14 protein-coding genes are annotated in these 12,323 nt (G+C 67.2%); 11 read left to right on the top strand and 3 right to left on the bottom strand.

Annotation, left to right across the window (positions count from 1 at the left end; genetic code table 11):
* Positions 1-39: 39 nt before the first annotated feature.
* The 8 genes from DQG15_RS03800 to DQG15_RS03765 all read left to right on the top strand — a co-directional run bounded on the left by DQG15_RS03800 (position 40) and on the right by DQG15_RS03765 (position 8,190).
* Positions 40-522 carry a tripartite tricarboxylate transporter TctB family protein gene (locus DQG15_RS03800; protein ID WP_116082853.1) on the top strand — a complete coding sequence of 161 codons (483 nt, stop codon included), beginning with the start codon at positions 40-42 and terminating at the stop codon, positions 520-522.
* Positions 519-2,042, top strand: a complete 1,524-nt coding sequence (locus DQG15_RS03795; protein ID WP_116082851.1) for a tripartite tricarboxylate transporter permease — start codon at positions 519-521, stop codon at positions 2,040-2,042. Before DQG15_RS03800 ends, DQG15_RS03795 begins: the two co-directional genes overlap by 4 nt.
* The gene (locus DQG15_RS03790) at positions 2,035-2,859 is read left to right on the top strand and encodes a sugar phosphate isomerase/epimerase (protein WP_116082850.1); all 825 of its coding nucleotides are present in this window, start codon (positions 2,035-2,037) and stop codon (positions 2,857-2,859) included. Before DQG15_RS03795 ends, DQG15_RS03790 begins: the two co-directional genes overlap by 8 nt.
* Positions 2,856-4,187, top strand: a complete 1,332-nt coding sequence (locus DQG15_RS03785) for an enolase C-terminal domain-like protein (protein WP_232830699.1) — start codon at positions 2,856-2,858, stop codon at positions 4,185-4,187. Before DQG15_RS03790 ends, DQG15_RS03785 begins: the two co-directional genes overlap by 4 nt.
* Positions 4,188-4,266: 79 nt before the next feature.
* A complete protein-coding gene (locus DQG15_RS03780) occupies positions 4,267-5,427 on the top strand; it encodes a Gfo/Idh/MocA family protein (RefSeq protein WP_198665057.1) in 1,161 nt (386 codons plus the stop codon).
* Positions 5,424-6,569 carry a dihydrodipicolinate synthase family protein gene (locus DQG15_RS03775; RefSeq protein WP_116082846.1) on the top strand — a complete coding sequence of 382 codons (1,146 nt, stop codon included), beginning with the start codon at positions 5,424-5,426 and terminating at the stop codon, positions 6,567-6,569. The genes DQG15_RS03780 and DQG15_RS03775 overlap by 4 nt, the downstream gene beginning before the upstream one ends.
* Positions 6,566-7,393 (top strand): sugar phosphate isomerase/epimerase, encoded by an 828-nt coding sequence (locus tag DQG15_RS03770; RefSeq protein ID WP_116082844.1) that lies wholly within the window; start codon positions 6,566-6,568, stop codon positions 7,391-7,393. The genes DQG15_RS03775 and DQG15_RS03770 overlap by 4 nt, the downstream gene beginning before the upstream one ends.
* A 128-nt stretch (positions 7,394-7,521) precedes the next feature.
* The gene (locus tag DQG15_RS03765) at positions 7,522-8,190 is read left to right on the top strand and encodes a TetR/AcrR family transcriptional regulator (protein WP_116082843.1); all 669 of its coding nucleotides are present in this window, start codon (positions 7,522-7,524) and stop codon (positions 8,188-8,190) included.
* Here the strand turns inward: DQG15_RS03765 and DQG15_RS03760 are convergent.
* Entirely contained in the window at positions 8,187-8,666 is a 480-nt protein-coding gene (locus DQG15_RS03760; protein ID WP_116082841.1) for an NUDIX domain-containing protein, read from the bottom strand. The genes DQG15_RS03765 and DQG15_RS03760 overlap by 4 nt on opposite strands.
* Positions 8,663-8,905 carry a hypothetical protein gene (locus tag DQG15_RS03755; protein WP_116082839.1) on the bottom strand — a complete coding sequence of 81 codons (243 nt, stop codon included), beginning with the start codon at positions 8,903-8,905 and terminating at the stop codon, positions 8,663-8,665. The genes DQG15_RS03760 and DQG15_RS03755 overlap by 4 nt, the downstream gene beginning before the upstream one ends.
* A 167-nt stretch (positions 8,906-9,072) precedes the next feature.
* Here DQG15_RS03755 and DQG15_RS03750 point away from each other — a divergent pair, with 167 nt between their 5' ends.
* The 3 genes from DQG15_RS03750 to msrB all read left to right on the top strand — a co-directional run bounded on the left by DQG15_RS03750 (position 9,073) and on the right by msrB (position 10,873).
* Positions 9,073-9,786, top strand: a complete 714-nt coding sequence (locus tag DQG15_RS03750; protein WP_116082838.1) for a M48 family metallopeptidase — start codon at positions 9,073-9,075, stop codon at positions 9,784-9,786.
* 105 nt (positions 9,787-9,891) lie between these two features.
* Positions 9,892-10,149, top strand: a complete 258-nt coding sequence (locus DQG15_RS03745) for a GlsB/YeaQ/YmgE family stress response membrane protein (RefSeq protein WP_116082836.1) — start codon at positions 9,892-9,894, stop codon at positions 10,147-10,149.
* Positions 10,150-10,375: 226 nt separating this feature from the next.
* Positions 10,376-10,873, top strand: a complete 498-nt coding sequence (gene msrB / locus DQG15_RS03740; RefSeq protein ID WP_116082835.1) for a peptide-methionine (R)-S-oxide reductase MsrB — start codon at positions 10,376-10,378, stop codon at positions 10,871-10,873.
* A gap of 37 nt (positions 10,874-10,910) precedes the next feature.
* On the opposite strand, the gene rimO is transcribed toward msrB, so the two are convergent.
* Positions 10,911-12,293: a 30S ribosomal protein S12 methylthiotransferase RimO gene (gene rimO / locus DQG15_RS03735; RefSeq protein WP_116082833.1), complete on the bottom strand. Its 1,383-nt coding sequence runs from the start codon at positions 12,291-12,293 to the stop codon at positions 10,911-10,913.
* Positions 12,294-12,323: the final 30 nt, after the last annotated feature.

Below are 12,323 nucleotides of genomic sequence, written 5' to 3'. Positions count from 1 at the left end.
CTGCCGTCCCGGTCCTTCCGTCCTTCGCGGAGCAATCCCATGAATATGACGCTGGCCGATCGTCTGACCGCGATCGCCTTCGCCGCACTTGGCCTCGCCATGGCCGTCGGCGGCTACACGATGGACCGGCTCGAGATCCGGCGCATCCACCCGGCCTCCATTCCGGGGCTCGTTCCGATGATCCTGGGGGTCCTTCTCGTGATCTGCGCTGTCGTGCTCTGGCGCGAGGCGCGTGCCGCCAATTCCGAGGATGCGGCCATCTTCAAGGACGGCTCGTGGACGCGCCTCGGCCTGACCGCCGCGGCCACGCTGATCTACGCCATCGTTCTCGTCGGCTGGCTTCCCTTCATCTGGTCCACCGGGATCTTCGTCTTTTCCTTCGCCGCGATCTTCAGCTGGCGGGAGGGCGCCGGCCGGGGTGCACAGGCCAAGTCCATCGCGGGCGCTCTCATGCTCGCGGTCGCGACCGCATGGGGCACCAGCATCCTCTTCCGTGACGTCTTTCTGGTGAGGTTGCCGTGAGTGCGCTGACAGACCTCTTCGCCGCCCTCGTCGGACTGATGACCCCCGGCATGATCTTCCATGCCGCCTGGGCGACGCTCCTCGGGATCGTCATCGGGTCGCTGCCGGGGCTGACCGCGACCATGGGCGTCGCGCTGATGACGACGCTGACCTACTCGCTCGACAGCACCGCCGCGATCCTCGTTCTGATCTGCATGTATGTCGGCGCGATCTACGGCGGCTCGCGCAGCGCCATCCTGCTGAACATCCCCGGCACTCCGGCCAGTGCCGCCACCTCGCTCGACGGCTACCCTCTCGCCAAGCAGGGGCGGGCGGGCTACGCGATGGGTCTTGCGACGGCGGGGTCCATGCTCGGCACGCTCGTCGGCATCGTTCTTCTGGTAATGATCGCGCCGCCGCTCGCCGAAGCCGCGCTCAACTTCGGCAGTTTCGAGTTCTTCTGGCTGGCTGTGTTCGGCGTGGTCATCTCGGGTCAGCTGACCGCGGATTCGACGCCGGTGAAAGGCTATATCGCCGGCATCCTCGGGCTCATGGTCGCGATGGTCGGCTCCGAGGGCATCCACGCCCATGTCCGCTTCAATTTCGGCCTCTCCGACATGAATGCCGGAATCGGCCTCATTCCCGCCATGGTGGGGGCCTTCGGCTTCGCCGAAGTGCTGAACGCGATGTGGGGCAGGGCCGGCATCCTCGCGACCGCCAAGGACAAGAGCGACCGCATCCTCCCCGAACTGATCGACCTCTGGCGCTACAAGGTCACCATCGTGCGCTCCGGCGTCATCGGCACCCTCGTCGGGATCATTCCCGGCGTCGGCGAGGATATCGGCGCCTGGGCGAGCTACGTCGCCGCGCGGCGGACATCGAAGGAGGCGGATCGCTTCGGCAAGGGCAGCCATGAAGGGCTGACGGCGGCGGAGACCGGAAACTCCGCGGTCGTGCCCGGCTCGCTCATCCCGGCGATCACGCTGGCGGTGCCAGGCTCGGCCAGCTCCGCCGTCCTCATCGCCGCGCTCTTCATCCACGGCATCCGTCCGGGTCCGCTGATCATGATCGAGCAGCCGCAGTTCATCAGCTCCGTCGCCGCGATGCTGATCCTCGCGACGCTGTTCATGGGATTCTACGGCCTGACCCTGACCCGCGCCTTCGTGCAGGTTCTCCGGGTGCCCTACGCCTACCTGATGCCGGTCGTGTTCGTGCTTTGCGTCATCGGCACCTACGCGCTCAGCCAGCGGATCTTCGACATCTGGGTGATGGTCTTCTTCGGGCTCGCGGGCTTCGTTCTGCGGCAGATGAAGTATCCGATGGCGCCGCTCGTCCTCGGCATCATCCTCGGCGATCTTCTGGACAAGTCGCTCCGCCGCGGGCTGACGCTGAGCGACGGCGATCTGACGCCGTTCTTCACGCGGCCTGTCTCGCTTGCCTTCGTGGTGCTCATCGCGGTCTCGATCCTCGCCAACTTCAGCTTCGTGCGCCGGCGGGTCTCGGGGCTCCTGCGGCGCAAGCGGGAGGAGCGGGATGCTTGATCTGGCGATCTGCAACGAGCTTCTGTCCGAGGAGGGCCTCGGCCTTCGGGAGCAGGCGGCGCTCGCACGGGACCTCGGCTATGCCGGGCTCGAGGTGGCGCCGTTCACGCTGGGGCCCGATCCGCATCTGATCGGGCCGGAGGACGCGGCGAAGATCAGGGCCGGGATCGAGGCGGAGGGCGTGCGGGTCACGGGCCTGCATTGGCTTTTGACCCATGTGCCTGACGCGTCGATCATCGATCCCGAGCGTCAGGAGGCAGCGCAGGCGATCCTGATCGGCCTTGCCGAACTCTGCGCAGCACTCGGAGGGCGGGTCATGGTCCATGGCTCGCCGCCGAGCCGCGTCCGGCCGGACGGAATGCCGGAGGATGCCCTGATCGAACGGCTCGCGGCGTTCTTCGCCCCGATCGCAGAGCGCTGCGGCGATCTGGGCCTCACGTATTGCATCGAACCCCTGGCGGAGAGCGAGACGATCCACACCGTCGCCGAGGGCGCGGCGCTCGTGGACGCGGTGGGCCATCCGGCCTTTCTCACCATGATCGATTGCAGCGCGGCGGGCCAGACGGAGCCGCCGGTGGCGGACCTGATCCGCGCTTGGGCGCCGACGGGAAAGCTCGGGCACATCCATGCCAACGACAGCAATCGTGGCGCGCCGGGAATGGGCGACGATCCGTTTTGCGACATCGTCCGTGCCCTCGTCGAAACGGGCTGGCCGCATCCCCTGGGCGTCGAGCCCTTCCGGACATTGATCGACGCGCGCATCACGGCGGCCACGGCCATCGCCACGTTGCGCGCCTGCGAAAGGGCATGCGCATGATGCGGGTGAAGATCGAGGAAGTGGAGTGGAGCGAACGGGCCGTCGTCACACGGCTGCCCTTCCGCTTTGGAGCGGTCACGTTGCGCGAAACCGGGGAGGCGCACTGCCGGCTTGGAATCGTGGTGAACGGAACGGCGGCGGAAGGTCGTTCGGCGCAGCTCATGGTGCCGCGCTGGTTCGACAAGCGAGAGGCGCTGACCGGCCCGGAGACCATCGAGGAACTCCGTGAGAGCGTCCGCACCGCCTGCGCCGCCGCGCCGGGGCTCGAGGGTCCGGCCGCGGCGATCACCGAGGAGCTGCGCTCCGAGGTGCGCGCCCGGATGCAGGAGGACACGCCCCGCCTCGCCGCCGAATACGGGCCGGCGCTGGTCGAGATGGCGCTGATCGACGCGATCTGCCGGGCAGCCGGGCTTCCGTTCTGGAAAGCGGCGAAGGCGGATCTGTTCGGCCTCGCGGGGCACCTCCCCGCCGATCTCGGGAAGGCCGCGCTCGAAGGGTCGCTGGCACGGATCAAGGCCCCGGCACGTCTTCGCCTGCGCCATACCGTAGGCTACGATTCGCCCCTGACGCGGAACGAGGTCGGTCCGGATGCGCCGCAGGACGGCCTGCCGGTCTCTCTCGAGGAGGTCATAGAGCGGCACGGCGTCTCCGCCTTCAAGATCAAGCTGAAGGGGGAGCCGGAGGCGGACCTCGCGCGGCTCGGTGCCATCCGTGCCGTCGTCGAGCGTTGCCCGGACCTCGCCGTCACCCTTGATGCGAACGAACAATACGGCGCCGCGGAGTTTGCCGATTTCCTCAGGGGGTTCCGCGAAGATGCCGGACTCGCCCCGCTCCGGGACGCGCTTCGCTTCGTCGAGCAGCCCTTCGACCGGGCCGAGGCACTGTCCGGCCCCGTGCCCGACGACATCGGCGTGCCCCTCGTCATCGACGAAAGCGACGATCGGCGGGACGCGTTTGCGGACGCGTTGGCGCTCGGCTGGTCCGGCACCTCGGTCAAGAGCGGCAAGGGCGTGTTTCGCGCGCTTCTGAACAAGGCGCGGGCGGAGGCGGCGGGCGCGCTCCTGTCCGGCGAGGATCTGACCTGCCAGCCCGGGCTCGCCTGGCAGCAGGATACCGCGATGGCAGCCGCCTGCGGCGTGCGCGACGTCGAGCGCAATGGCCATCACTTCGCCGGCGGCATGCAGGGCGCACCCGAAGAGGAAGTTGCCGCCCGGCTCGCCGCCCACCCGGACATCTACGTGTCCGTGGATGGCCGTCCCGGCCTTCGGATCGAGGCGGGAGAGGTCGCAATCGGCTCGCTCGACCGTCCCGGGTTCGGCGGAATCTGAGAAAACACCACAGCTTTCTGTTGGAAGCTACCGAACGGTAGGTTAAGCTTTCGGCAAGGAATTCAGGAGGACCAGCAAGGTGAAACAGGAACGCATCGGCATCATCATGCACGGGGTCACGGGCCGAATGGGGATGAACCAGCATCTCATCCGGTCGGTGCTCGCGATCCGCGACCAGGGGGGCGTGGTCCTCTCTGACGGAACGCGGCTCGTCCCCGATCCGATCATCGTCGGGCGCAACGAAAGCAAGATCGAAGCCCTCGCGAAGGCGCACGGGGTGACGCGGTTCACCACCGATCTCGATGCCGCCCTCGCGAACCCGGACGACACGATCTTCTTCGATGCGGCCTCAACGCAGATGCGTCCGGCGCTCCTGCGCAAGGCGATCGACGCGGGCAAGCACGTCTATTCCGAGAAGCCCGTCAGCGAGAGTCTCGAGGAAGCGATCGAGCTCGCGAAGCATGCGAAGAAGGCCGGCGTCAAGAACGGGATCGTGCATGACAAGCTGGACCTGCCCGGCCTTCTGAAGCTGCGGCGCCTGCGGGATCTCGGGTTCTTCGGCAAGATGCTGAGCGTGAAGGGCGAGTTCGGCTACTGGGTGTTCACGGGCGATGACCTGACGCCCCAGCGGCCCTCATGGAACTACCGCGCCGAGGATGGCGGCGGGATGATCTCGGACATGCTCTGCCACTGGCGCTACGTGCTCGACAACGTCATCGCTCCGGTCAAGTCCGTGAGCTGCCTCGGCTTCACCCATATCGACAGCCGCCTCGACGAGGCGGGAGAGCGCTTCAAGGCCACGGCGGACGATGCCGCCTATGCGACCTTCCTGCTCGACGGGCCGGACGGGGAGATCGTCGCGCATATCAATTCGAGCTGGTGCACCCGCGTGCGGCGGGACGATCTCGTGACCTTCCAGGTGGACGGCACCCACGGCTCCGCCGTCGCAGGCCTGCACAAATGCGTCAGCCAGCACCGCGTGAACACGCCGAAGCCGGTCTGGAACCCCGATCAGCCGCAGGTGATGGACTTCTACGAGGACTGGGAAGAGGTGCCGGACAACACGGTCTACGACAATGGCTTCAAGGTCCAGTGGGAGCAGTTCCTGCGCCATGTCGCCGAAGACGCGCCGTGGTCCTACACACTGGCCGAGGGCGCGAAGGGCGTACAGCTCGCCGAGGCGGGATACCTCTCCTCGAAGGAGCGTCGCTGGGTCGATCTGGAGGATCTGGGGCTGTGAGCGCGCGCCTGAGATTGCCGGGCGGGGACGTGACGCTGGTGGCGGGGCCGGTCCCCGAGGCCACCGGCGAGTGGACCCGCACCGCCTATGCCGCTGCCCATGTCGTCGCTGATCCGTTGGCGGAGGCCGATCCCTGGCTCGACGCGCCGATCGACTGGGATCGTACGCTGGCCTTCCGGGAGCACCTCTGGTCGCTCGGGCTCGGTGTCGCCGAAAGCATGGATACCGCACAGCGCGGAATGGGGCTCGACTGGCCGACCTCGCTGGAGCTCATACGCCGCTCCATGGAGATCGCCGGCCCCGCAGGGCATCTGATCGCAAGCGGAGCGGGGACTGATCATCTCGCCCCCGGCCCTGACGTCACCGTCGAGGACGTCATCAGAGCCTACGAGGAACAATGCGAGGCGGTGGAGGCGACCGGCAGCCGCGTGATCCTCATGGCGAGCCGCGCCCTGGCGCGCGCCGCAACTGGCCCGGAGGACTACCAGCGCGTCTATTCCCGCGTTCTCTCCGGCCTCCAGAAGCCCGCGATCCTGCATTGGCTCGGCGAGATGTTCGATCCGGCGCTCGAGGGCTATTGGGGCAGCTCGGACCACATGGCGGCGATGGACACCGCGCTTTCCGTCATCGCCGACAACGCGGCGAAGGTGGACGGCATCAAGATCAGCCTCCTGTCGGCGGAGAAGGAAATCTCCATGCGCCGCCGGCTGCCCGAAGGCGTGCTGATGTATACCGGGGACGATTTCAACTATCCCGAGCTGATCGAGGGGGACGAGGAGGGGCATTCCCACGCGCTCCTCGGCATCTTCGACCCCATCGCCGGCGCCGCCTGCCGGGCGCTGTCGAACCTCGCGAAGGGCGACCGGGAGGCCTACCACGCCGCCTTCGCGCCGACCGTCCCGCTCGCGCGGCACATCTTCAAGGCGCCGACCCGCTTCTACAAGACGGGCGTCGTCTTCCTCGCCTACCTCACCGGGCACCAGGATCACTTCACCATGATCGGCGGGCAGGAGAGCACACGCTCCACGCGGCACCTCGCCGATATCGTGCGCATGGCGAACGACGCCCGCCTCTTCACCGATCCGGACCTCGCCGCGGCACGCGCCCGCCCGGTCTTCGCAGCGCGGGGGGTGGAAGCATGAGCGGGCTCGAGCCGGGGCGCCTCTCCCTCAACACCGCGACCGTGCGGGAGCAATGGGGTCTGGCCGAAGCCATCGAGGGCTGCGCGCGTCACGGGATCGGCGGCATCTCCCCCTGGCGGGACAAGCTGCACGAGATGGGCGTCGACGCTGCGGCGAAGGCGATCCGCGATGCCGGGCTCGGCGTGTCCGGTCTCTGCCGGGGCGGCTGGTTCACTGAAGCGGGCGCTATAAACGCCGATGTCAGGGACGACAATCGCCGGGCCGTGGACGAGGCGGCCGCACTCGGAGCCGAGTGCCTCGTGATGGTTGTGGGCGGTCTGCCGAAGGGCAGCAAGGACCTGCCCGCCGCATGGTCTCTCGTCGAGGAGGGGCTGGCGGAGACGCTGGATTACGCCCGCAAGGCCGGCGTCAAAATCGCCATCGAGCCGCTGCATCCGATGTACGCCGCCGATCGGGCCTGCGTGAACACGATGGGTCACGCGCTCGACATCTGCGACCGGCTCGGGGACGGCATCGGCTGCGCCGTGGATGTTTACCACGTCTGGTGGGATCCGGAGCTCGAGACCCAGCTTGCCCGTGCCGGCAAGGAGCGGATCATGGCCTTCCACATCTGCGACTGGCTCGTGCCGACGCGGGACATGCTGACCGACCGCGGCATGATGGGCGACGGCGTGATCGACATCCCCGGCATCCGCGGCCTTGTCGAGGCTCAGGGCTTCGACGGGCTGAACGAGGTGGAGATATTCTCCGCGCTCGACTGGTGGAAGAGGGACCCGGACGACGTGCTCGCCACGATCGTCGAGCGCGGGCGGAGCGTCTGCTAGCGGGGCAGGGCGGGACGGCGTGTGCGGGGGGCAACGTAGCGTCCCCCGCGCCGCCGGTGACGCGGATCCGGGTGGCGATCAGGCAGCGCTGAGGTTACTCTCGAGGCCTCACTGGAAGGATCGACCGTATGGCCAAGGCCACGTCAGCGGCACCCCGCCGCAAGCGCGACGCCGAACAGACCCGCGCCGACATCCTCCAGGCCGCCCTGGAAGAGTTTTCCAACATGGGCCATTCGGGGGCCCGGGTGGACCGTATCGCCGCGCGGGCCGGCATCTCCAAGCCGATGATCTACGATTATTTCGGCGACAAGGACGCGATCTACGCCGCCTCCCTGCGCGAAGCCTACATCCAGATCCGGCGGGGCGAGGCCGATCTCGATCTCGATCCGGGCCGGCCCGAACGCGCGGTGCGGGAACTGGTGCGGTTCACCATCGACCATTACTGGCGCAAGCCGTGGTTCATCCGGATGCTGAATAACGAGAACCTCCTCGGCGGGGACACGATCCGCAGCCTGCACGACGCGGCCGGCATCCAGTCCGTCTTCGTCACGCGTCTCGAGGAGGTGCTGCGCCACGGGGAGAGCCAGGGGCATTTCCGCCGCAAGGTGGACCCGGCGGAGTTCTACATCTTCGTGGCCTCGATCTGCTACTTCCCGATCTCCAACATGCACACCCTCCGCGCCGTCTTCGCCGTGCCGATCGACGACGCATGGATCGAGCGCTGGGGGAACGAGGCGGCGGACATGGTGCTGGCCTACCTGCGCGATCCGAGGGACGCGGCCGGTGAGGCGGGCTAGCCCACGAGGATCTCGAGGGGATCGTAGGACGCATCGGTGCCTGCAGGGGAAAAGGCGATGCGGAGCAGGCTGTCGGGCTTGATGCGCAAGCCCGCCGCCTCGCCTTCGGTCGCCCACATGTGGCGGTTCACAATGCCCTCGGGGTCCGCCCATCCGGGCAGCTGCGCGTCCGCGACATCGCCCGCGAGCGTGGCACGGAAGAACAGGTCGACCTGATGGAAATCGCGATCGGGGGCGTGGAACTCGTTCACGAGGCAGAGCCGGCCGACCTCGATGGCAAGGCCCGTCTCCTCCTCGACCTCCCGCGCGAGGTTGTCCGGCAATCCCGTCCCGCGCTCCACGCCGCCGCCGGGCGCGCACCACAGATCGCTCTGCCGGCCCGGATAGGCGTTGACGAGGAGAAGCCGCCCGCGATGGACGATCACCGCGCGCACGGCGAGGCGAGGGCCGCCCGCCGCGTGCGGCAGCGCGCTCATCCGCCGTCGGCGGGTTTGAGGCGGTAGACGCCTTCCGGCAGGTTCAGCGCCGCTCGAAGGTCCCGGAGCTGCGTGAGGCTGAAGGTGATCTTCTGCACCTCGTCGGTGCGCGCATCGAGTTGCTCGATGGTGACGCAATCCTCGAAGGACGTGACGATGATATCCTCGCCGAGCGGGGCATCGCCCTCGTCCACCAGCGTGATGACGGTCGCGTCGAAGTCGTGTTCGATAGAAAACATGGGGGTAGGGTCTACGCTCCTCCGCGCCGGTTCTCCAGCCCAGAACCGCCTGCCGGAAAAACCCGTGGGCCGCGCACGACCTCGCGCCGGTTGCGAGACAGGGGCTGGAAGATCGGCGCCATCAGTTTAGCATTCCCCCGACCTTGTCCTTTGCCTGGAGCCTGCCGATGCGCTGGATCGCCCTCGTTCTCATGATACCTCTCGGGGCGTGCGCCGTTCCCGTGACGACCCCGCCGACGGGGTCCGGCAGCGTCAGCGCGCCGAGCGTTCCGACGCGCCAGGTGAATCCCGATACGGCTGCCCGGAACTTCGTTTCCGTGGTGCAACGGGTCGAACCGGTCGCAGAACGCGAATGCCGGGCGCGGGCGCCGCAGCTCGACTGCGACTTCCTCATCGTGGTGGATGATCGTCCGGGTCTGCCGGCCAACGCCTTCCAGACGCTCGACAAGGACGGTCGGCCTGTCATCGGTTTCACGCTCGCCCTGATCGCCGACGCGCAGAACACCGATGAGCTTGCCTTCGTCCTCGGTCACGAGGCCTCGCACCACATTTCAGGCCACATCGCTCGAAGCCAGGCGTCCGCGCAGGCCGGCGCGCTGATCCTCGGGGGGCTCGCACAGGTGGCGGGCAGCGGCGCAAACTCGATCGAGACCGCGGCCCGCCTTGGTGCGACCGTGGGATCGCGGCGGTATTCCAAGGACTTCGAGCTCGAAGCCGATCGCCTCGGCACGATCATCGCAATCCGCGCCGGCTACGATCCCGTGAAAGGGGCGGAGTTCTTCACCCGCATCCCCGATCCCGGCGATCGTTTCCTCGGTTCGCATCCGCCAAATGGCGAGCGCATCGCCATCGTCCGTCAGACGGCCGCGCAGTATCGCTGAGGTGGATTTTTCGAACGGAGGGAACTGTTAACCGAGTCTTCACGTTTGCGTGCCGAAGGGCCGTCTACGGTCTGTTCAGAATCTGAATTTACAGGAGTCGTTCAAATGACAGGTCTTGGGTGGTTCGCCGCGATTATCGTCGGCGCCCTCGCGGGGTGGATCGCGGAAAAGATCATGAAGTCCGACATGGGGCTTCTGATGAACATCGTACTCGGCATCCTTGGTGCCGTCGTGCTCAATGCGATCCTCTTCGCCATCGTCGGTTCGACGCTCGGCGGATGGATCGGGCAGCTCATCATCGGCATCATCGGCGCATGCCTGCTGATCTGGATCTGGCGGATGGTCCGGGGCCGCTCGGCGTAACGTCCAGCGGTGCAGGCGAGGGCCCTCGAGGTCTTCGCCGCCCCTCCAATGTTGAAGGGCCGTCTCTCTCCGGAGGGCGGCCCTTTTTCCTTGTTCTCAGGGGTAACGCCACCGATGCCCGAATTGGTGCAGCGGGTCCGAACCGGCGTCACACGAGAGTGATGCGCGAAACCTCGCGCAGTGCCGACACGTTTCTTACGTTGATAATGACGCCAAGGGAGGTCCCATGACCAGTAGACGCAAGGTACTATTCGGCGGTTCCGCAGCGGCCGTCGCAGCTGCCATCGGCGGTGTCGCCGTCTGGCGCAGCACGCCCGCCATGGCGCAGGATTTCGAGGTCTCGCTGACAGAGGCCGAATGGCGCGAGCGCCTGACCGAAGAGGAATTTGCCGTGCTGCGGGAGGAGGCAACCGAACGCGCCTTCACCAGCCCGCTCAACGACGAGACCCGCGCCGGCATCTTCACCTGCGCCGGTTGCGATCAGGATCTCTATTCCTCCGAGACGAAGTACAAGTCGGGCACCGGCTGGCCGAGCTTCTGGGATAATCTCCCGGGCGCCGTTGGGACCAAGAGGGATATCAAGCTTCTGATCCCGCGCACCGAGGTGCATTGCTCCCGCTGCGGCGGTCATCTCGGGCATATCTTCGACGATGGCCCCGAGCCGACCGGAAAGCGCCACTGCCTGAACGGGGTAGCACTGAACTTCCGGCCCGAGAGCGCCTGAGCCCGATCGTTTTCGGAGGAATCGCGACGGGGCCGGATCAGTCCAGCCGGCCCCACAGATCGTATTCCGAGGCCTCGTCCACCGTCACCGTGACGATGTCACCGGGGCTCAGTGCCTCGTGGCGCTCGTCGATGAAGAGGTGGCCGTCGATTTCCGGCGCGTCGCCCTTGGTGCGGCAGGTCGCGCCGTCGGCGTCCACCGCGTCGACGATCACGTCCATCCGCTGACCGACCTTGGCATCGAGCTTGGCGGCGCTGATCGCCTGCGCCTTCTCCATGAAGCGATCCCACCGCTCCTGCTTCACCTCGTCCGGCACATGGTCCGGGAGCTCGTTCGACCGGGCGCCGGCGACGTTCTCGTACTGAAAACAGCCGACCCGATCGAGCCGGGCTTCGTCCAGCCAGTCCAGAAGGGTCTCGAACTCCTCTTCGGTCTCGCCGGGATAACCGACGATGAAGGTGGAGCGAAGGGTGATGTCCGGGCAGGCCGCGCGCCAGGCCGCGATCTCGTCCAGCGTCTTCGCCGCCGCGGCGGGCCGAGCCATGCGTCGCAGAGTCTCGGGATGGGCGTGCTGGAACGGGATGTCGAGATAGGGCAGGACCAACCCCTCCGCCATTAGCGGGATCAGGTTGCGCACGTGGGGGTAGGGGTAGACGTAATGCAGCCGCACCCACGCCCCGAGCCGACCAAGCTCTCGCGACAGATCCGTGATATGCGCGCGGACCTCGTTGTCCTTCCAGGGCGCTGCCGCGTGACGCAGGTCGACGCCGTAGGCGGATGTATCCTGCGAGATCACCAGAAGTTCCTTCACGCCGGCCTCGACCAGCCGCTCGGCCTCCCGCAGCACGGCGTTCGCCGGGCGTGAGGCGAGCTTGCCGCGCATGTCGGGGATGATGCAGAACTTGCACTTGTGGTTACAGCCCTCGGAGATCTTGAGGTAGCTGTAGTGCCGCGGCGTGAGCGAGACCTCCTGCGCGGGCAGCAGGTCGATGAAGGGATCGGGCGCAGGCGGGACGGCGGAATGGACGGCGTCCAGCACCTGCTCGTACTGATGCGGCCCGGTGACGGCCAAAACGGAGGGATGCGCGCCGGTGATGAAGTCTTCTTCCGCGCCGAGACATCCGGTGACGATCACCCTGCCGTTCTCCGCGAGCGCCTCACCGATAGCTTCGAGGCTCTCCGCCTTGGCGCTGTCGAGAAACCCGCATGTGTTCACGATCACCGCGTCGGCGCCTGAATAGTCGGGGGAGATGCCGTAGCCCTCCGCGCGCAGCCGCGTGAGGATGCGCTCGCTATCCACCAGGGCCTTGGGACAACCGAGCGAGACCATGCCGATGGTCGGCTGGCCGGGACGGGCATCACCCTGCCTCAGACGGGCATGGGCGATGTCGGGGCGGAGATCGGGCGGGTTCTGCATGATCGGCGCGGTATAGGGCAGGCGGCGCGCCCT

The sequence above is a fragment of the Tropicimonas sp. IMCC34011 genome, assembly GCF_003390865.1.
In the GTDB taxonomy this organism is placed as follows: domain Bacteria; phylum Pseudomonadota; class Alphaproteobacteria; order Rhodobacterales; family Rhodobacteraceae; genus Tropicimonas_B.
This window is presented reverse-complemented; position numbering and strand designations above follow the sequence as displayed.